An 18,633-nucleotide genomic window follows, 5' to 3' on the forward strand; every position below is an offset into this window, starting at 1 on the left:
ATGATGGCCGGCCCTCCCCGGGCCCGGCCTGACTGACTTTGACTGACTACGCTTACTTCGACTGCTTCGGCTGCTTCACCGGGCGCTGCCACGCGTCCAGCGTCATCTGCTTGGCCCGCGAGAGCGTGAGCTTGCCGGCCGGCGCGTCCTTGGTCAGCGTGGTGCCCGCGCCGATCGTGGCGCCACGGCCCACGGTCACCGGCGCCACCAGCTGCGTGTCGGAGCCGATGAACGCATCGTCCTCGATCACGGTGCGGCTCTTGTTCACGCCATCGTAGTTGCAGGTAATGGTACCCGCCCCGATGTTGACGCGCTGGCCCACCGTGGAATCGCCCACATAGGCCAGGTGGTTGGCCTTGCTGTGATCCCCGACCTGGCTGTTCTTCACCTCGACGAAGTTGCCAATGTGCACGTCCTCGCCCAGCTCGGTGCCGGGGCGCAGCCGCGCGTACGGCCCGATCCGGCCCGCCGGCCCGATCTTTGCTTCCTCGATGTGGCAGAACGGTTGCACGCGCGCGCCGGCGCCGATGGTGGCATTCCGGATCACGCAATGCGCGCCGATGTGCACGCCATCGTCCAGATGCACGCGGCCCTCGAACACGCAGCCGACGTCGATGGTCACATCGCGTCCGCACGTAAGCTGGCCGCGCACATCGATGCGCGCGGGGTCCGGCAGCGTCACGCCGGCCTCGAGCAGGCGCTGGGCGAGGTTGCGCTGGTGAATGCGCTCCACCTCGGCCAGCTGGACCTTGCTGTTGACGCCCAGCGTCTCCCACAGGGCCGCCGGCTGGGCGGAGACGATCTCCACGCCCTCGTTGGCGGCGCGCTCGATGGTGTCCGTGAGGTAGTACTCACCTTGCGCGTTGTCGTTGCCCAGCGTGGCAAGCCAGCGGCGCAGGTGACCGGTCGGGCAGACGATGATGCCGGTGTTGATCTCGCGGATGGCGCGGATCTCGTCGCTGGCATCCTTCTGTTCCACGATGCGCACGATGTTGCCGGCGGCGTCACGTACGATGCGGCCGTATCCGGTAGGATCGGGCATCTCGACGGTCAGCACGCCCAGGCGCTCGGCGCCGGCCGCATGGACCAGGGCCTCGAGCGTGGCGCCGGTGGTGAGCGGCACGTCGCCGTAGAGCACCAGCGTGGGCTGGCTGTCATCGAGCAGCGGCAGCGCCTGCATCACGGCGTGGCCGGTGCCAAGTTGCTGGGTCTGCTCGGCGAACGCCACGTCCGGCGCGCCCACCGCCTCGCGCACGTGCTCCGCACCGTGGCCGACCACCACGACGAGGCGCGACGGCGACAGGGTGCGGGCGGTGTCGAGCACATGGGCGAGCATCGGCCGCCCGGCAACCGGGTGCAGGACCTTGGGCAGGGCGGAATTCATCCGTTTTCCCATCCCTGCGGCAAGAATGACGATATTCACAAGGAGGTCCCTAAGTGAGTGTGTCTGATAATAAGCGCGATAACCCGTGCCACGCGATCCTCTCAATCCCTCCAAACCCTTGTCAGGACTGGGCTGGCGGGCGATCTGCCGGGCCGGAAAACATGCGCGGCGATTTTAGCATGGCGCCTTGCGCCCGACCGCCGGTGGTTTCCGTTTTTCACATTTGGCGGCGGCGCATTTTTGCAGGATTTGCAGCATTTACCGTCGTCCTGGCTCTGGGTGGCTGTAACGCCATGAAACTCGGCTACCAGCAGGGCGACCGGCTCGCCTACTGGTGGGTCGACCGATACGTGGATGTCACGGACGACCAGGAACCGCCGACCCGCGAGGCCATCGCCCGGTTCTTCTCCTGGCACCGCCGCGCCCAGTTGCCCGAGATCGCCACCGTGCTGACGCGGGTCAAGAGCGAGGTGGCCGGCCCGGTGGATCCGTCCATGGTGCGCCACGCGCGCGAGGACACCCAGCGGCTGGGCCGCCAGGCCTTCGAGAACGCCATCCCCGACCTGGCCGACCTGATGCTGACGCTGACGCCTGCGCAGATCCAGCGCATGGAGTCGAAATTCGGCGAAAGCAACGCCAAATATCGCAAGGAATTCCTGAAATCGGACCCGCAAGCGCGCACAAACGCCCGTTTCGACAAGGTCATGGACTACGCCAAGCTGGTATATGGCAAGTTCTCGGACGATCAGGAGCAGAAGATCCGCGCCGCAATGGCGCCGTACATGCAGGGCGCCGATGCCCGCTACGCGGAGCGCGTGAAGCGGCAGCAGGAATGGCTGGCGATTGCCCGGGAGGTCTCGACGACCCATCCGCCCAAGGCGCAGGTGGAAGACATGCTGCGCAAGTACGCCGACCATTGGCAGCGCCCGGCCGCCGAGCGCACGCAGATCCGGCAGGCCAACGAGGCCGGGGTGGACCTGACCGTGACCATCGCCAACCTGACCACCCCGGCGCAGAAGGCCCACGCGGTGGACCGCTTCCAGAAATGGATCGACGATGCCCGCTCGCTGATGCGCGAGGCCGGTCCGTCGCAGGCGTCTAAATAAGGGGGCTGGCGGGGCTGTCGGCCTGATCGGCGTGATTGGCCTTCTCCGCCAGCTTGTCGAACCGGACGAACTCCATCCGGTTCGGCTCGGCGCTGCCGGTGAAGGTCAGCGCCTGCTGGGTGAAGGTGGTCTCGCCGAACAGCGAGGCCTCGTCCACCTTGGCCAGGCCGGTGGCCAGCCCGGTGAACGGGAACAGCTCGGTATCGGCCAGGTGCGACGGCACCACGTTGCGCAGCGACGCGAAGATATTGTCGATGCGGCCCGGGTTCTCGCGCTCCCAGCCCTGCAGCATCTCGCTGACCTTCTTGCGCTGGAGGTTCTCCTGCGAGCCGCACAGGTTGCAGGGGATGATCGGGTAGGCCATGGCCCGCGCGTAGGACGCAATGTCCTTCTCCGCACAATACGCCAGCGGCCGGATCACGATGTGCTGGCCGTCATCGGTGGACAGCTTGGGCGGCATCGCCTTCATCTTCCCGCCGAAGAACATGTTCAGGAAGAAGGTCTGGACGATGTCGTCCCGATGGTGGCCCAGCGCGATCTTGTTGGCGCCCAGCTCCTTGGCCGTGCGGTAGATCACACCCCGGCGCAGCCGCGAGCACAGCGAGCAGGTGGTCTTGCCCTCAGGCACCTTCTCCTTGACGATCGAATATGTATCCGCCTCGACGATCACATATTCCACGCCGGTGGACTTCAGGTACTCGGGCAGGATGTGTTCCGGGAAACCTGGCTGCTTCTGGTCCAGGTTCATCGCGATCAGCTTGAAATTGATCGGCGCGCGCTTCTGGAGCGCCATCAGGACCGACAGCATGGTGTACGAGTCCTTCCCACCACTCATGCAGACCAGCACGGTGTCGCCGTCCTCGATCATGCCGAAATCGCCGATGGCTTTGCCGGTCAGCGACTGGAGGCGGGTTTCGAGGCGATAGAAGTTAGCGGAGTGACTCATAAGACATACCTGATGCGGGGCGCGGGCCTTTGGGGGAGCCCGTCGGATGGCCCTGTCGGACGGGCCCGTATTCTACTTGACGTGGAACACCTCGACGCCGACCGAATCGCAATCCGGGTAGACATCGGGCTTTTCCGTGGAAACGCGCACGGCGCGCACCTTGGGGTGCTTCAGCATGGCACGCGCCACGTCGTCGCACAGCGTTTCCTGCAGGTGGATATGGCCCTGGGCCATGCGCGCGGCCACGGTGCTGCGCATGAAGTCGTAGTCCACCACTTCGTCGAGCTTGTCGGCCTGCGGCGTGCTCTGGGCCAACGGCACGAACAAGTCGATATTGACCAGCACGCGCTGCTCGCCCTTCTTCTCGAATTCGTGCACGCCGATATTGATCTGCACCTCGTAATTGCGCAGGAACAGGCGGCGGCAGTCTTGCAGACTGGGGTGGGAAAGCGCGGCAAAGGTCATGGTGGGGCGTCGGGCAGGTGCTGCGGTAAATCGGAAAAGGCTTGAAAAAGACCGAGGATCGGGATTACTCGGTCAGGAACATCACGTCGCGGGCCAGCGGCATCAGGTGCTGGCCGCCATCGACGTACAGCGTGGTGCCGGTCACGGCCTGGGCACCGGCGAGGTAGGCCACGGCCTGGGCGATGTCATCCGGCGTGGACGACTTGCCAAGTGGCGTCATGCCATGCGCGCGGACGAAGCCGGGGTCGGACTGGTCGCCGGACACCAGCGTGATGCCGGGCGCCACGCCCACCACCCGCAGCCGGGGCGCCAGCGCCTGGGCCAGTTGCACCGTGGCGGTCTGCAGCGCGGCCTTGGACAGCGTGTACGACAGGAAGTCCGGGTTCAGGTTGTTGAGCTTCTGGTCGAGCAGATTGATCACCACGCCGCGCTGGGCGGTCTGGTTGCCGTCGGCGCCAAGCGCCTTGTGCATCTCACGCGCCAGCAGCAGCGGCGCCGCCACGTTGGTGCGCATGTGGGTGTCGAGCGAGGCGTAGGAGAAGCTCGTCGCCACGTCGTACTGGAACAGCGAGGCGTTGTTGACCAGGCAGGTCGGCACGCCGAGCGCGTCGGCGCAGGCGGGGATCAGCTTGGCGGTGGCCGCTTCGTCGGACAGGTCGGCCTGCAGCACGGCAGCCCGGCGGCCCAGGCTGCGGATCTGCGTGGCGAGCGTCTCGGCTTCGTCGCGCGAGCGGTTGCAGTGGATCGCCACGTCCCAGCCTCGCGTGGCAAGTTCCAGCGCGATGGCACGGCCCAGGCGGCGCGCGCCGCCGGTCACGAGGGCGACGCCGCGCGCGGCGGCAGGATGGGCGCCGGAGGCGCCAGCAGTCAGGGAATCTGGCATTGCTACAATTCGCGGTATGCAGAAAGTCGCTAGTCTACCCCTTCCCCCCGCCGACGCGCTGGACGCCTCCGCGGCCCTTTCCACCTGTATTGGCGACGCCATCGAGGCCGCCGACGGCTGGATCGGCTTCGACCGCTATATGGCGCTGGCCCTCTACGCCCCCCGGCTCGGCTATTACAGTGGCGGCGCCGCCAAGTTCGGCTGCGATGCCCGGGACGGCAGCGACTTCATCACCGCCCCGGAGCTGACCCCCTTCTTCGCCCGCACGCTGGCACGCCAGTTCGCGCCGCTGATCGCCATGGACCTGCCGCGCGTGCTCGAATTCGGCGCCGGTACGGGCCGGCTCGCGGCGGACCTGCTGCTCGCCCTGGAAACCGAAGGTGCGCTGCCCGAGACCTACCAGATCGTCGAATTGTCGGGCGAGCTGCGCGTGCGCCAGCAGGAAACGCTGGCCGCCCGCGCGCCGCATCTGGCCGGCCGCGTGCAGTGGCTGGACGAACTTCCTGCGCAATTCGAAGGGGTTATCGTCGGCAACGAGGTGCTCGACGCCATGCCGGTGCGCCTGTTCGCGCGCCTGGGCGGCCGCTGGCACGAGCGCGGCGTGGCGCTGGCCGACGGCAAGTTCACGTTCGAGGACCGTCCGCTGGCGGACAACGCCATCCCCGACGTGCTGCGCGTGCTGCCAGGCGACCACGACATGGTCACCGAAACCCATGCCGAAGCCGAAGGCTTCACGCGCGCCGTGGGCGCAATGCTGACGCGCGGCGCCGCCTTCTTCATCGACTACGGCTTCCCGGCGGCCGAGTACTACCATCCGCAGCGCGCCGAGGGCACGCTGATGTGCCATTACCGCCACCACGCGCACCCCGATCCGTTCCTGTATCCGGGGTTGCAGGACATCACCGCGCACGTCAATTTCAGCGGCATCGCCGAGGCGGCGGTGGACGCAGGGCTGTCCGTGGCCGGCTTCGCCTCGCAGGCGCGCTTCCTGATGAATGCCGGGATCACCGAGCTGCTGATGGAACTGGACCCGACCGACGCCCGCGCCTTCCTGCCCCACGCCAACGCGGTGCAGAAGCTGCTGTCCGAGGCCGAGATGGGCGAGCTGTTCAAGGTGATCGTGCTCACGCGCGGCCTGGACGACGCGCTGCCGCTCGCAGGCTTCGCGCGCGGCGATCGCACGCACGCACTCTGAGGAACAGCCGCCATGCTGCGCTGGACATTCACCATCTTCCTCTGCGTGATCGTGCTGTCGGCCTCGCTGCCGTGGCTGCAGAAGATCGGCCTGGGGCGCCTGCCGGGCGACGTGCGCTTCCGGCTATTCAAGCGCGAGTTCGTGCTGCCGTTCGCCTCGACGATCCTGCTGTCGCTGATCGCGCTGGCGATTGGCAAGCTGCTGTAGGGGAAGCCCGTCAGGCGGGCTCCGCGCCCAGCCCCAATTGCTCCGCTACCGCCGCGATCCGCGCCTTGTGCACGCGTTCCTTGATCAGGTCCGGGCGGTCCGCGCAGGCCTTGGCAATTGCGCCGGCATCGACCGCCGCCGCCGCCGCCCGCGCCGCCAGCAGGCGTTCCGTCTGCGGATAATCGCGATCCTCGAAACCTAGCCGGCCGCGCGCGTCGGCCTCGCAGGCCCGCAGGGCCTCCGCGAAGCGGTCTGGCTTGCGCAGCGCGTCGCAGCGCTCCACCAGCCGGGTCAGCGCGGCGGCGCCGAATTCCATCGCGCGATGGATGTTGCCGTGCTCGCGCGCCACCAGCACCGCCAGGTCGCGGCAGTCGTTCGGCACGCGCAGCCGCTCGCAGACCGCCTCGAGCAACTTCACGCTGCGCTGCTCGTGGCCGATGTGGCGCGGCAGCACATCTGCCGGCGTGGTGCCCTTGCCGAGGTCATGGACCAGCGCCGCGAAGCGGATCGGCAGCGACGCGCCCGTCGCGGCCGCATGATCGACCACCATCATCACGTGCACGCCCGTGTCCACCTCGGGGTGATACTCGGCGCGCTGCGGCACGCCCCAGAGCCGGTCCAGCTCCGGCAGCAGCCGCACCAGCGCGCCGCATTCGCGCAGCACGTCGAACATCCGGGACGGCTTCGCCTCCATCAGCCCGCGCGCCAGTTCCTGCCACACGCGCTCCGGCACCAGCGCATCGACCTCGCCCGCCTCGACCATCGCGCGCATCAGCGCCACGGTCTCGGGCGCCACGGAGAAATCATGGAAGCGCGCCGCAAACCGCGCCGCGCGCAGGATGCGCACCGGGTCTTCGGCAAAGGCATCGGAGACATGGCGGAACAGCCGCGCAGCCAAATCGCGCTGGCCGCCGTACGGATCGATGACCGGGCCGACCAGCTGGCCGGCATCGTCCACGGCCTGCGCCATCGCGTTGATGGTCAGGTCACGCCGGACCAGGTCGTCTTCCAGCGTGACGTCGGGCGCGCAGTAGAACGCGAAGCCCTTGTAGCCGGCGGCCGTCTTGCGCTCGGTACGCGCTAGCGCGTACTCCTCCTTGGTGCGCGGATGCAGGAAGACCGGGAAGTCCTTGCCCACGGGCTTGAAGCCGGCCGCTTCCATCTCGGCCGGCGTGGCGCCTACCACCACGTAGTCGCGGTCCTGGCTTGGCTTGCCCAGCAACTGGTCGCGGATGGCGCCGCCCACGGCATAGACCTGCATGAAATTCCTAGTGATGGATGATGATGGCGTCCGGATGGTCCGGCACGGTGCGGTACGGCTCGTCGTCGGCCAGGAAATCACGTTCCTCGCGTGCGGCGGCGATCCATTCTTGCATGGCCGGCAGGGCGAGGATGAAATCGGCGTATTGCTTGGCCGCCTCGGGCAGGTGGATGCCGTAGGTAGCGAAGCGCGTGACCACGGGGGCGTAGAACGCGTCCGCCACCGTGAACGTGCCGAACAGGAACGGGCCTTCGGCGCCGTAGCGCGTGCGCAGGTCGGTCCAGATTGCGGCGATGCGCTCCACCTCGCGCTGCACCGCCACGTTCCAGCCGCAGCCGGGCAGCACGGCGGTCACGTTCATCGGCAGCAGGTTGCGCACGTTGGGGAAGCCCGAATGCATCTCGGCACAGACCGAACGGGCCAGCGCGCGCGCGGCGGGGTCGGCCGGCCAGAGCGCCTTCTCGGGGAAGCGCTCGGCCAGGTATTCCGAGATCGACAGGGAATCCCAGACCGTGATGTCGCCATCCACCAGCGTCGGCACCTTGCCGGCCGGCGAGTACTGGGCGACCTGGGCGGCGAAGCCGGGCGTGCCCAGCCGCACGGGAATCTCCTCGAACGCGATGCCAGCCTGGCGCAGCAGCAGCCAGGGGCGCAGCGACCAGGACGAGTAATTCTTGTTGCCGATGACGAGTTTCATCGCGAATCCTTGGGGGCGGGGGGAGGGAAGTGGGCTGAACCGATGATTCTAGCGAGTGGGCCGCGCCACCTCCAAATGAATTGCGCTCGCAAGGCTGTGAGCGCAAGTCACATCGGCGTCGGAGGGGGCGGGCTGGCGGTGTCAGCGATGCACGCTCTCCCGCATGGCCTGGAGTGCCGCCTCGCGATTGCGGCCACCCAGCACATCGGTCATCACGGACTCCAGGCTGGACGGCTGCAGGCCGAGATCGGCTGACATCGGCGCGTGCAGCACGTTGTCCAGCCGCATCGAGTCGAGGTTATCGCGCGACATGACCGGCCCGCCGGGCATGTGTTCGAGCACGGCCGCCTGCACGCGCGCGAGCGCATCAGGCAGCGCGATCACCGGGCGCGGATGGCCCGACGCCCGCCCCGCGAAGCGCACCAGTTCCTCGAGCGTATAGACCTGCGGCCCGCCCACCTCGTAGACCTGGCCCACCGTGGCCGGGTTGACCATCGCGCGCAGGAACGCCTCCACCACATCCATTACGAACACCGGCTGGAAGCGCGCCTGGGCGCAGGCCAGCGGCACCACGGGCGCCATCTGCTGCATCTGGGCGAACAGGTTCAGGAAGTGGTCGTCCGGCCCGAACACGACCGACGGCCGCATGACGGTCCAGTCGAGCCCACTTTCGCGCACCACGCGCTCGCCCTCGCCCTTGCTGCGCAGGTACATCGACGGCCCCTGCGGGTCCGCGCCGAGCGCGCTCATGTGGATCAGCCGGCGAACGCCGGTGCGCTGGCAGGAAGCCACGATCTGGCGCGGCAGGTCCACATGCGCGGCGGCGAACTGGGGGCCATATGGGTCGCCCCGGTCGCCATGCAGCACGCCGACGAGGTTGACCACAATGCCATCCATGCCGACCGAGCCGATGGCGTCGTCCAGCGCGGCGGCATCGGCCAGGCCCAGCTCGCACACCTCCACGCGCGGCAGCAGCAACAGGTGCTGGGCATGCTCGGCATGGCGCGTGCCCACCAGGATGCGCTCGGGCGCGATGGGGCTGTCGGGATTGGTGGCGGGGTTGCGCGGCACCCCGGAGGCGGAGGCCGCGCCGGCAAGGCGGGAGACGAGGTGGCTGCCGATGAATCCGGCGCCACCGATCACAAGGACATTACTGGTCAGCATGTTGGGCTCCGTGACGGTCACGTAACGCTGGCATCTCACGATGCGCGCCCGGGGTCACGGCGCCCCTGCTGGCCCCGCTTACGTCAAGGCAGGCTGGTGGTCGTGATCGAGGACGGTGCGACTGTCCCCAGGCGGTCTTTGAGAGACTGGGGCCGGCCGCTCATCAATGCAGCATAGTACGTAGCGTTGGAAAGCACATTCTTGACATAAGTTCGCGTTTCCGTGAACGGAATCGTCTCTGCAAAGATCGCGCCTTCCACCGGCCGGGACAGGCTGCTGCGCCAGTTCTTGGGCCGCCCCGGGCCGGCGTTGTAGCCCGCAGAGGCCAGCGTCCACGAGCTGTCCAGGTCCGTCAGCACCATGCTCATGTAGCTGGTGCCGAGCAGGATGTTGATATTGGGGTCACTCATCATCGACGGCGAAAAGTCGGTCATGCCGATCTTGCGCGCCACGAACTTGGCCGTGGCCGGCATCACCTGCATCAGGCCATGCGCGCCGGCCGACGAGCGCGCATTCATGATGAAGCGCGATTCCTGGCGGATCAGGCCATAGGCCCAGGCCATGTCCAGGCCCACGTCATCGGTCGCGCGCTGCATGATGTCCCGGTACGGCATCACAAAGCGCAGCGAGAAATCGTGCTCCGCCTTGGTGCGGTCGGCCGTGTTGACGGTGCGGTCCAGCAGTTCGATCTTGCGCGCGTACTCGGCGGCGGCCAGCAGTTCGCGGTCGCTCATGCTGCGCAGCTCCCAGTTCCACTCGCGATTGCCTTCGAAGCGCAGGTTCAGTTCATAGAACTTCTGCGCGCGCACGAAGCCGGGCCGCGTACGCATGGCCATGGCCTCGGCATCCGAGACCGTGGTGCGCGCCGGCAGCGTGATGCGGTTGCCAAGTTCCTCGGTGGCCAGCTGGCCGTAGAAGTTGAACTGGCCGGCGATGGTCTGGAACTGCGTCTGCGCGTCCGCGGTACGGCCATCGGCCTTGAGCGCGCGGGCGTACCAGTAGATCCATGCCGGGTCCTTGGTGCGCAGCTCGGGGCGCATCAGTTCCACGGCCTGGCGCACCTGCTTCCAGTCGCCCTGGCGCAGCGCAGCGCGCACGCGCCATTCCTGCGATTCGTCGGACAGCCACTGGTTGCCGCCCAGCGTCATCTGGTTCTTGTAGTAGCCAGCCGCTTCCGGCATCAGCTTCTTGGCCGCGTACTGGCCGATCACGCCCCAGCCGGCGCCCTGCTCGTCGCGTGACAGCGCGCCGCCCGTGGCGGTCAGGTAGGCGGCAGCCTGGGCCGGATCGTTGCGCGCCATCTTGACCACGGTGGCCAGCGTGTCGCTGTCCACCCGCGCCCCCGGTGCCGTGGGCGCCGATGGTGTATCCGGCACGGTTGCGGCGATCTTTGCCGCCAGCGTGGTGAAGTTCAGTTCGAGCGCCTGGCGTGCCTGGAACGCCACGTCGCTGCGCTGGATCTGCTGGCTCTGGGCCAGGTAGCTGATCAGGTCGACGCAGCCCTCGCCGTAGTAGCGCGGGTCCGCCAGCACCGCGCGGGATTCGGCGGCCACGTTCTTGCCCTTGAGCGCACTCGACAGCAGCGCGTAGCACTCCACCTGCGTGTCGTCCTTGAGCACGAACTGCGGGTATTCGACGTCGAAGTTCGCCCAGTCGCGCTTCTTGCCCAGCACCAGCAGCCAGTCGTTGCGCATCCGGTCGGCAATCGCCTCGCCCTGGTAGCGCTTCAGGAACACGCGCACCTGCTCGTCGGGCACGTCGATGCGGGCCAGGCCGCTGGCATCGAACATCTGCGGCTTGATGCGGAAATACTCCACATACGACGGAATCGGATAGTCCACCAGCGTGGCCGAGATGGCAGCCGTGCGGTCCACGTCGTTCTTGCGGGCGGCCTCGCGCAGCGCGACAAAGGCCTCGTCCGGATTGCTGGGGATGGTCAGCGCGGCCGGCTGCGGCGCCGGGCGCTTCTGGGCGTAGGCCGGCGTGGCCAGCAATGCACCTGTCAACGCCCCCAGCCCTGCCAGCCACGCGGCGCGTTGCGCACGGCGCAGATATACTCCCTTCGGCATTCTTGCTATCCCTTGTTGGTCCGCGCGCGGCGCCGGGATTCCCGGTCGCGCCCTGCGCGTGTTGGTATTCGGATGTCGATCCGTCGATCGATCGCGGTGCCGGCCATTATTGCACGCCATGCAGCCTGAACAGGCCCCAGACAACGGGGCGGAAAACCTGCCATTCCTCGAAGATCGCCGCGCGCTGCGCCGGCGGCTGCTCGCGCTGCGCGCCGGCCTGCCGGATCGTGCCGATGCCGACGCGCGCATCGGCGCCGCGCTGGCGCCCCTGCTCGAACGCCTGGGCGCGCGACGCGTGGGCTTCTACTGGCCGATCCAGGGCGAATTCGACGCCCGCGCCGTCATCGCGCAATGGCTGGCCGGCATGCCGGGCCGCCAGGCCGCGCTGCCCGTGGTCAGCCGCCCCGGCACGCCGCTGGACTTCCACGCCTGGACGCCCGAGACGACAATGCGCGCCGGCCACTACGACATTCCCGTGCCCCATGGCACCGAAGCCGTGTTGCCCGACGCGCTGCTCATTCCCTGTGTCGGTTTCAGCCGCGATAAGTTCCGCCTCGGCTACGGCGGCGGCTTCTATGACCGCACGCTGGCGGCCCGCGCAGACACCCCAGTGGCGATCGGCATCGGCTTCGCGGCCTGCGAGATTCCCTTGCAGGCCCAGCCGCACGACCTGCCGATGGACTGGATCGTCACCGAAGGCGGCGCGTTTTAAGCGTTCGCTTCCCCTAGCAATTCGTCCACCAGCGCGCGCATCTTGCGCCAGTGCGACCCTTCCCAGAACACCCGCCGGCAGTGCGTGCAGGTAACAAAGCGCGCGTGCCGCGCCAGCACGCCCTCGGGCACGCGGCCATCCACGTCAGACTTGTCGATCCGGTGCAGCGGCACGTTGCAGTCCAGGCACAGCGCGAACGGCCGCGCGCTGCGGGCCAGGTCCAGCCGCCGGAAGACCTCCCGCACCTGAAGCGACGACTTGATCGCCCGCACATAGCAGCCGTGCGTCACCCCGCGCCGCTTGAGCAGTTCGCGGTCGCGCGTGAGCACGATGCGGCCCTCCTCGGCGGCAATCCGCGCGATCTCGCTGTCTTCGAAACGATTGTCGTAGAGCGTGTCGAAGCCGGTCATGCGCAGCAGGTGCGCCAAGCCGCCCAGGTGGGCATCGGCAACGAAACGGGTCTCGCGCAGTGGCTGATCGCGCACGCGGAGCAGGGGCGAGATGTCGAACGCCTCGAAGGTGGGATAGACGGCCACGCGGTCGCCGTCCTGCAGGGGGCGGTCGAACGGCACCGATTCGCCGTTGACCAGGATCAACTCCACCTCGGTGTGCGGCACGCCAAGCGCCTCGATCATGTGCTTGACCGTGGCCGCGCGGGCGCAGGGCACGACGATGTCCTGGTGGCGTCGGGTGTGCGCCAGGAAATCGTTCAGCTCCTCGTAGAAGCGGAAGGTGGCGGTGACGTTGGCGGGAACCATGGGGCGCAGTATGCCCCCATGACCCCGTCCGATGGAAGTTACAGCTTCAGCCGTTCCCAGACCGCCTTGGTGGCGCCGGCCGCGTTGAGCGTGTAGAAGTGCAGGCCCGGCACGCCGGCGGCCAGCAGCCGCTCGCAGAGCCCGGTCACCACGTCCAGCCCGAATGCGCGGATGGACTCCCGGTCGTCGCCGAACGACTCCAGCCGCTTGGCCACCCAGCGCGGCACTTCGGCACCGCACATTTCCGAAAAACGCATCAGTTGCGAGTAGTTCGTGATCGGCATGATGCCTGGCACGATCGGCACGTCCACGCCCTGCGCGCGCACCTCGTCCACGAAGCGGAAGTAGGCGTCGGCGTTGTAGAAGTACTGGGTGATCGCCGAATCGGCGCCTGCACGGACCTTGCGGACGAAATTGTCGAGGTCGTGGCGCGGCGACTTGGCCTGCGGGTGGTACTCGGGATACGCCGCCACCTCGATGTGGAACCAGTCGCCGGTCTCGGCGCGGATGAATTCCACGAGTTCGTTGGCGTATCGGAATTCGCCGATTTCGCCCATGCCGGAGGGCATGTCGCCACGCAGCGCAACGATATGGCGGATGCCGCCGTCGCGGTACGTCTTCAGGATCTGGCGGATGCTGTCGCGCGTGGAGCCCACGCACGAGAGGTGCGGTGCGGCCTCGATGCCGTCACGCTGGATCTCCAGCACGGCGTCCAGCGTGCCCTGCTGCGTGGTGCCGCCGGCGCCGAATGTCACCGAGATGTACTTGGGTTGCAGCGGAGCCAGCTGCGCGCGCGTGTTGCGCAGTTTCTCCGTGCCTTCCGCCGTCTTCGGCGGGAAGAATTCGAAGCTGTAGTAGCGGTCTGTCATGCGAATAAAGTCTCAGTCGCGGTCGCCGAGCAACAGGCTCGACAGCACCCACGAGATCACGCTGTACAGGATGGAGCCCAGCAGCGCGGCGCCGAAGCCCTGCACCACGAAGCCCGACAGCAGGTTGCCGACGAACAGGAACAGCAGCGCGTTGATGACGAAGATGAACAGGCCCAGCGTCAGCAGCGTGACCGGCAGCGTCAGAATGACCAGGATGGGCCGGATCAGCGTGTTGACGAGGCCCAGCACCAGCGCGGCGATCATCGCCGAGCCAAACCCGCCCAGCGAGATGCCGGAGATGACGCTTCCGACCAGGAACAGCGAGGCGGCGTTGATGATCCAAACGGCCAACAGTCTCATTGCGACTCCTTTTCCCTTTTCCAGGTTGCCTGTCGAATTCCCCCTCCCCCGCGCACGGGAGAGGGGGACACCTCCCGCCAATCAATAGCGGTAGTGGTCAGCCTTGTACGGACCCTGCTTCTGCACGCCGATGTAGGCGGCCTGCTGGTCGGTCAGCTCGGTCAGCTGCGCGTTCAGCTTCTTCAGCTGCAGGCGCGCCACCTTCTCGTCCAGGTGCTTCGGCAGCGTGTACACGCCCACCGGGTACTTGCCGCTGTCACGCTCGGCCCACAGTTCGATCTGGGCGATGGTCTGGTTGGCAAACGAGCTGCTCATCACGTACGACGGGTGGCCCGTGGCGCAGCCCAGGTTCACCAGGCGGCCCTTGGCCAGGATGATGATCTTCTTGCCGTCCGGGAACACCACGTGGTCCACCTGCGGCTTGATCTCGTCCCACTGGTACTTTTCCACCGAGGCGATGTCGATCTCGTTGTCGAAGTGGCCGATGTTGCAGACGATGGCCTGGTCCTTCATCTTGGCCATGTGGTCATGCGTGATGACGTGGTAGTTGCCGGTGCAGGTGACGAAGATGTCGCCGTGCTCGGCGGCGTAGTCCATGGTCACCACGCGGTAGCCTTCCATGGCAGCCTGGAGCGCGCAGATCGGGTCGATCTCGGTCACCCAGACCTGGGCCGACAGCGCGCGCAGGGCCTGGGCGCTGCCCTTGCCCACGTCGCCGTAGCCAGCCACCACGGCCACCTTGCCGGCGATCATCACGTCCGTGGCACGCTTGATGCCGTCCACGAGCGATTCCCGGCAGCCGTACAGGTTGTCGAACTTGCTCTTGGTCACCGAGTCGTTCACGTTGATGGCGGGGAACTTCAGTTCGCCCTTCTGCGCCATCTGGTACAGGCGGTGCACGCCGGTGGTGGTTTCCTCGGTCACGCCACGGATGGCGGCGAGGTTGCGGCTGTACCAGCTCGGGTCCTTGGCGAGCTTTTCCTTGATCGCGGCGAACAGGAAGGTTTCTTCCTCGCTGGTCGGCTTGGCGATCAGCGACGCATCCTTCTCGGCGCGGGCGCCCAGGTGCAGCAGCAGCGTGGCGTCGCCGCCGTCGTCCAGGATCATGTTCGGCGTGCCGCCGTCGGCCCAGTCGAAGATGCGGTGCGTGAAGTCCCAGTATTCCTTGAGCGACTCGCCCTTGAACGCGAACACCGGCGTGCCGGACGCAGCGATGGCGGCGGCGGCATGGTCCTGCGTCGAGAAGATGTTGCACGAGGCCCAGCGCACGTCGGCACCCAGTGCCGCCAGCGTCTCGATCAGCACGGCGGTCTGGATGGTCATGTGCAGCGAACCGGCGATGCGGGCGCCCTTGAGCGGCTGCGCGGCGGCGAATTCGTCACGGATGGCCATCAGACCCGGCATTTCGGTCTCGGCGATGGCGATTTCCTTGCGGCCCCAGCCGGCCAGGCCGATGTCGGCCACGAGGTAGTCTTGCTTGAGTTCGGTCACAGCGTTCATGTTTCACTCCGGTGAAGAGTGGCACGCAGGTGACGAGGGGGGACAACGGCCGCATCCCGCGCGAATTGCGGAACGGGCGGATAGGTCGACTCGCCTCCGTGCGGACCACGGATCAGCGAGCGCCGTTGAAACATTCCGAGCCTGGCGGATGAGGGCCATCCGTTGCAACGCTCCTCGGACGGACAGGAGTGTACCATTTCTGGCGCAAAAGACGCTATGAGGGGCCAGCACAAGCCAATCGCACCTGTACCGCTTTGTTGGTGACCAGGGCCGGCTCCGTCGCAAGAACGAGTGATTTTTCTCCGCCACTTTTTAGCCCGACCAAGCCCCCTTGCAGGATCTGCCGGACCCCCGCCCGGTTTACGCTGCTGGTGTATGTTGCCAGCGCCGAGAGACAGCCACATTCGCCAATGGGTTTACGCAACTGAATGGTGGTATTGGCCAGCACCACATTGGATGCCGTCGCCGTCTTCGTTTCCTTTATCGCCACGCAGGCGGACAAATCATTCTGAAATGTAATTTTCTCAACATCCGCGGCGGAGGCTATACCAACGAATGTCGCCAACACGATGAACGGGATCAGGTTACGCACGCGTGCCCCCGTTCGTCGCGCGTCCCGGAACATACTTGACGCTCAGAATGAAATGGCTCCGCTGGCTTGTCGCGCGCGCTCGCAGGATCGCGAAGAACCGTGGCTCCACTTCAATACATCCGTGGCTGTAGCCTTTAGTGGAATCGTGTATATAAAAACCGGCCCGTTTGGGCGTGCATGCCTTGCTCGTCTTGATGTCGGCGGGTTCCAGTCTTGCCCGGTTCCGCCCCCAGTTTGCCCAATAGGTTTCGCACATTCCGGCATCGGCTCCCCGCGGAATCCTTTGGACACCCCATCCAGGCGACAAGTTACATTGCCCGGTGCCGTCGTCCTTCGCAACACCAAGATCCGTAACAAGCACTTTATACATGCCCTCGGGAATCGGCCCGCTGTCCTTGACACATTGGTTGTTTGGGTGCTGGTGGCCAGCGAGTCCCGTAGTTGCCTTGAACGTTCCCGAGCCGATCCATGACAACACCTGTCCATCGAACTTCATGTCTGGAATCACAAGCATCTCCCTGAACCAATCGTTGGCGACGGCGTGCCGCCATTCCGAGTGATAAAAGAGGCCCATTGTTCAGCGACGCTTTCTTCACATCAATCGCCGAAGCCCTAAAATTGCCGGATTGCGTGAGAATCGTTCCAGTGGTTCCTTCCAGATTACCGACTTTCCTGCCCGCCCATATGCTTTCCACGCCACCCCGCACGCTGACCATCGCCGGTTCCGACTCCGGCGGCGGTGCCGGCATCCAGGCAGACCTGAAGACTTTCAGCGCACTCGGCTGCTTCGGCATGAGCGCGATCACCGCCATCACGGCGCAGAACACGCTCGGCGTGACCGGCGTGCACGCCATTCCGGCCGACATGGTGGCCGCCCAGATCGATGCCGTCGCCACGGACATCGGCGTGGACGCCGCCAAGACCGGCATGCTCGGCACGGCCGCCATCGTCGAGGCCGTGGCCGAGGCGGTGGACCGGCACGGCATCCGCCAGTTGGTGGTGGACCCGGTGATGATTTCCACCTCGGGCGCCACACTTTCCGACGACGCCACCAGCCAGGCCATGGTGCGGCTGCTGTTCCCGCGTGCGCTGGTGGTCACGCCCAACCTGCCGGAAGCCTCGTACCTGCTCGGCCGCCGCATCGCGCGCCGCTCGGACATGGAAACCGCCGCCGCGGACCTGCTCGCGCTGGGCTGCCAGGCCGTGCTGCTCAAGGGCGGCCATCTGGAAGACGATCGTAAAGCCGATCGGGACGATGGCCTGGACGGACGGGGGCTGGATGACCTGCTGATGCTGGCCGACGGCACGGTGCGCGTGTTCACCCATCCGCGCATCGACACGCCGAACCTGCACGGCACCGGCTGCACGCTGGCGGCCGCCATCGCCGCGCAACTGGCCCGTGGCGACGCGCTGGCCGACGCCATCAGCACCGCGCTGGACTACGTGGCCCAGGCCATCGCCGCCGGCGCCCGGCTGCGCATCGGGGCCGGCAACGGCCCCCTGAACCATGCCTTCGCGCCGCGCGCGCTGGGCTGAGGACCGACCATGCAGACCCTGAGCGATATCGACCTGCGCACCGATCCGGCCGCAGCCCGCTATATAAAAGAGGAAGTGGTCCAGGTGACGTTTGCCGCAGAGCCCGGCGAGCTGGCGAGCCGGGAAGGCCCCAACCGCTACCAGCCCGGCGACGCCATCGTGACCGGTGCCACGGGCGACCGCTGGGTGGTCTCGCGCGACCGCTTCGACGCGCGCTACGTGCCCGCGGACGGCGGTGGCTGGTGCAACCGGCCGGTGCCGGTGCTGGCGAAGGAGATGGCGGCGCCGTTCGCCATCGCACGCTCGGCCGGGGGCGACGTGCTGACCGGCAAGGCCGGTGACTGGCTGATGCAATACGCGCCCGGCGACTATGGCATCACCGAGCGCGCGCGCTTCCTGGCGGTGTACCGCCGAATGGAGGACTAGTCGGACTTAGTTGCCGCCGGCCAGCTGCACAAGCTTGAATGCGGCGCGGGCCACGCACACCACGGTGCCGGCCGCGTCACGCGCCTCGCCTTCGCAGAAGGCGATCTTGGCGCCGCGCCGGATGCAGCGCGACTCGAAGGTCAGTTCGCCGCGCGCAGCGGCCAGGAAATGCGTGGACATGTCGATGGTGATGACCCCCACGTCGAGCGGCGAGTAGGAGCGCGCCGCGCCGCTAAGCGTGAAATCGAGCACCGCCATCAGCGTGCCGCCGTGCACATCGCCCCGGCTGTTCACGAGCGACGGGTTGGCCGGCAGGCGCGTGCGGCACATCCCCTCTTCCATATGTTCCGGCTGCAGGCCCAGATGCCGCATCAGCGGAATGTCGATGCCGAAATACGGCTTTTCCGGCGTGCCAGGGGCGGCGGGCTTGATCTCGTTCACGGCTGTTTCCTCTCTGCTCCGGGTTCCGTATGGCGGAACCTCGATCCATTGTGTCGGTGGAG

The 18,633-nt window shown here is 66.9% G+C and carries 21 protein-coding genes and 1 riboswitch; of the genes, 6 read left to right on the forward strand and 15 right to left on the reverse strand.

The features are described 5' to 3' along the window. Positions 1 to 52 precede the first annotated feature (52 nt). The gene (gene glmU / locus AB4120_RS02570) at positions 53 to 1,423 is read right to left on the reverse strand and encodes a bifunctional UDP-N-acetylglucosamine diphosphorylase/glucosamine-1-phosphate N-acetyltransferase GlmU (RefSeq protein WP_149136865.1); all 1,371 of its coding nucleotides are present in this window, start codon (positions 1,421 to 1,423) and stop codon (positions 53 to 55) included. 254 nt (positions 1,424 to 1,677) lie between these two features. On the opposite strand from glmU, the gene AB4120_RS02575 reads away from it, so the two are divergent. After that, positions 1,678 to 2,490 (forward strand): DUF6279 family lipoprotein, encoded by an 813-nt coding sequence (locus tag AB4120_RS02575; RefSeq protein ID WP_149136866.1) that lies wholly within the window; start codon positions 1,678 to 1,680, stop codon positions 2,488 to 2,490. Here the strand turns inward: AB4120_RS02575 and ttcA are convergent. The 3 genes from ttcA to AB4120_RS02590 all read right to left on the reverse strand — a co-directional run bounded on the left by ttcA (position 2,483) and on the right by AB4120_RS02590 (position 4,784). Beyond that, complete coding sequence (gene ttcA / locus AB4120_RS02580) at positions 2,483 to 3,436, reverse strand: tRNA 2-thiocytidine(32) synthetase TtcA (protein WP_441641826.1); 954 nt, start codon at positions 3,434 to 3,436, stop codon at positions 2,483 to 2,485. The two genes, AB4120_RS02575 and ttcA, sit on opposite strands and share 8 nt — an antisense overlap. A 72-nt stretch (positions 3,437 to 3,508) precedes the next feature. Continuing rightward, positions 3,509 to 3,901, reverse strand: a complete 393-nt coding sequence (locus AB4120_RS02585) for a dihydroneopterin aldolase (RefSeq protein WP_144199101.1) — start codon at positions 3,899 to 3,901, stop codon at positions 3,509 to 3,511. A gap of 64 nt (positions 3,902 to 3,965) precedes the next feature. After that, positions 3,966 to 4,784, reverse strand: a complete 819-nt coding sequence (locus AB4120_RS02590) for an SDR family oxidoreductase (RefSeq protein ID WP_149136867.1) — start codon at positions 4,782 to 4,784, stop codon at positions 3,966 to 3,968. Between the two features lie 16 nt (positions 4,785 to 4,800). On the opposite strand from AB4120_RS02590, the gene AB4120_RS02595 reads away from it, so the two are divergent. Both AB4120_RS02595 and AB4120_RS02600 read left to right on the forward strand, forming a co-directional pair. Next, a complete protein-coding gene (locus tag AB4120_RS02595) occupies positions 4,801 to 5,979 on the forward strand; it encodes a class I SAM-dependent methyltransferase (protein ID WP_441641827.1) in 1,179 nt (392 codons plus the stop codon). 12 nt (positions 5,980 to 5,991) lie between these two features. Next, positions 5,992 to 6,186, forward strand: coding sequence for a DUF2905 domain-containing protein (locus tag AB4120_RS02600; protein ID WP_144199105.1), 195 nt, complete (start codon positions 5,992 to 5,994; stop codon positions 6,184 to 6,186). 10 nt (positions 6,187 to 6,196) lie between these two features. Here the strand turns inward: AB4120_RS02600 and AB4120_RS02605 are convergent, their stop codons facing one another. The 4 genes from AB4120_RS02605 to AB4120_RS02620 form a co-directional block, all read right to left on the reverse strand. Further along, positions 6,197 to 7,447 (reverse strand): multifunctional CCA addition/repair protein, encoded by a 1,251-nt coding sequence (locus tag AB4120_RS02605; protein ID WP_149136868.1) that lies wholly within the window; start codon positions 7,445 to 7,447, stop codon positions 6,197 to 6,199. A 7-nt stretch (positions 7,448 to 7,454) separates the two neighbouring features. Further along, complete coding sequence (locus AB4120_RS02610) at positions 7,455 to 8,144, reverse strand: glutathione S-transferase family protein (RefSeq protein ID WP_149136869.1); 690 nt, start codon at positions 8,142 to 8,144, stop codon at positions 7,455 to 7,457. A 141-nt stretch (positions 8,145 to 8,285) separates the two neighbouring features. Further along, complete coding sequence (locus tag AB4120_RS02615) at positions 8,286 to 9,308, reverse strand: complex I NDUFA9 subunit family protein (RefSeq protein WP_149136870.1); 1,023 nt, start codon at positions 9,306 to 9,308, stop codon at positions 8,286 to 8,288. An 83-nt stretch (positions 9,309 to 9,391) separates the two neighbouring features. Next, the gene (locus AB4120_RS02620) at positions 9,392 to 11,377 is read right to left on the reverse strand and encodes a transglycosylase SLT domain-containing protein (protein WP_441641828.1); all 1,986 of its coding nucleotides are present in this window, start codon (positions 11,375 to 11,377) and stop codon (positions 9,392 to 9,394) included. Between the two features lie 118 nt (positions 11,378 to 11,495). On the opposite strand from AB4120_RS02620, the gene AB4120_RS02625 reads away from it, so the two are divergent. Then, the gene (locus tag AB4120_RS02625; protein WP_149136871.1) at positions 11,496 to 12,089 is read left to right on the forward strand and encodes a 5-formyltetrahydrofolate cyclo-ligase; all 594 of its coding nucleotides are present in this window, start codon (positions 11,496 to 11,498) and stop codon (positions 12,087 to 12,089) included. Here AB4120_RS02625 and AB4120_RS02630 read toward each other — a convergent pair. The 6 genes from AB4120_RS02630 to AB4120_RS02655 all read right to left on the reverse strand — a co-directional run bounded on the left by AB4120_RS02630 (position 12,086) and on the right by AB4120_RS02655 (position 16,742). After that, positions 12,086 to 12,847, reverse strand: a complete 762-nt coding sequence (locus tag AB4120_RS02630) for a Mut7-C RNAse domain-containing protein (RefSeq protein ID WP_149136872.1) — start codon at positions 12,845 to 12,847, stop codon at positions 12,086 to 12,088. The two genes, AB4120_RS02625 and AB4120_RS02630, sit on opposite strands and share 4 nt — an antisense overlap. 38 nt (positions 12,848 to 12,885) lie before the next feature. Continuing rightward, positions 12,886 to 13,716: a methylenetetrahydrofolate reductase [NAD(P)H] gene (gene metF, locus AB4120_RS02635; RefSeq protein WP_144199115.1), complete on the reverse strand. Its 831-nt coding sequence runs from the start codon at positions 13,714 to 13,716 to the stop codon at positions 12,886 to 12,888. A gap of 12 nt (positions 13,717 to 13,728) precedes the next feature. Then, on the reverse strand, positions 13,729 to 14,076 hold the full coding sequence (locus AB4120_RS02640) for a phage holin family protein (RefSeq protein WP_092291458.1): 348 nt from the start codon (positions 14,074 to 14,076) through the stop codon (positions 13,729 to 13,731). Positions 14,077 to 14,157: 81 nt separating this feature from the next. Beyond that, positions 14,158 to 15,576 (reverse strand): adenosylhomocysteinase, encoded by a 1,419-nt coding sequence (ahcY, locus tag AB4120_RS02645; RefSeq protein WP_149136873.1) that lies wholly within the window; start codon positions 15,574 to 15,576, stop codon positions 14,158 to 14,160. A 110-nt stretch (positions 15,577 to 15,686) separates the two neighbouring features. After that, positions 15,687 to 15,758: riboswitch (S-adenosyl-L-homocysteine riboswitch) on the reverse strand. A gap of 32 nt (positions 15,759 to 15,790) precedes the next feature. After that, a complete protein-coding gene (locus tag AB4120_RS02650) occupies positions 15,791 to 16,168 on the reverse strand; it encodes a DUF2195 family protein (protein ID WP_262389496.1) in 378 nt (125 codons plus the stop codon). Further along, positions 16,161 to 16,742, reverse strand: coding sequence for a tlde1 domain-containing protein (locus AB4120_RS02655; RefSeq protein ID WP_244844642.1), 582 nt, complete (start codon positions 16,740 to 16,742; stop codon positions 16,161 to 16,163). The genes AB4120_RS02650 and AB4120_RS02655 overlap by 8 nt, the downstream gene beginning before the upstream one ends. A gap of 110 nt (positions 16,743 to 16,852) precedes the next feature. Between AB4120_RS02655 and thiD the strand changes: the two genes are divergently transcribed. Together thiD and AB4120_RS02665 are read left to right on the forward strand one after the other, a co-directional pair. Then, a complete protein-coding gene (gene thiD / locus AB4120_RS02660; RefSeq protein ID WP_149136875.1) occupies positions 16,853 to 17,704 on the forward strand; it encodes a bifunctional hydroxymethylpyrimidine kinase/phosphomethylpyrimidine kinase in 852 nt (283 codons plus the stop codon). 9 nt (positions 17,705 to 17,713) lie between these two features. Further along, positions 17,714 to 18,130 (forward strand): PGDYG domain-containing protein, encoded by a 417-nt coding sequence (locus tag AB4120_RS02665; protein WP_149136876.1) that lies wholly within the window; start codon positions 17,714 to 17,716, stop codon positions 18,128 to 18,130. 6 nt (positions 18,131 to 18,136) lie between these two features. Here AB4120_RS02665 and AB4120_RS02670 read toward each other — a convergent pair whose 3' ends face one another. Further along, on the reverse strand, positions 18,137 to 18,571 hold the full coding sequence (locus AB4120_RS02670) for a PaaI family thioesterase (protein ID WP_144199125.1): 435 nt from the start codon (positions 18,569 to 18,571) through the stop codon (positions 18,137 to 18,139). Positions 18,572 to 18,633: the final 62 nt, after the last annotated feature.

Origin of the sequence: Cupriavidus sp. 2KB_3, assembly GCF_052115685.1 — a bacterium.
In the GTDB taxonomy this organism is placed as follows: Bacteria; Pseudomonadota; Gammaproteobacteria; order Burkholderiales; family Burkholderiaceae; genus Cupriavidus; species Cupriavidus campinensis.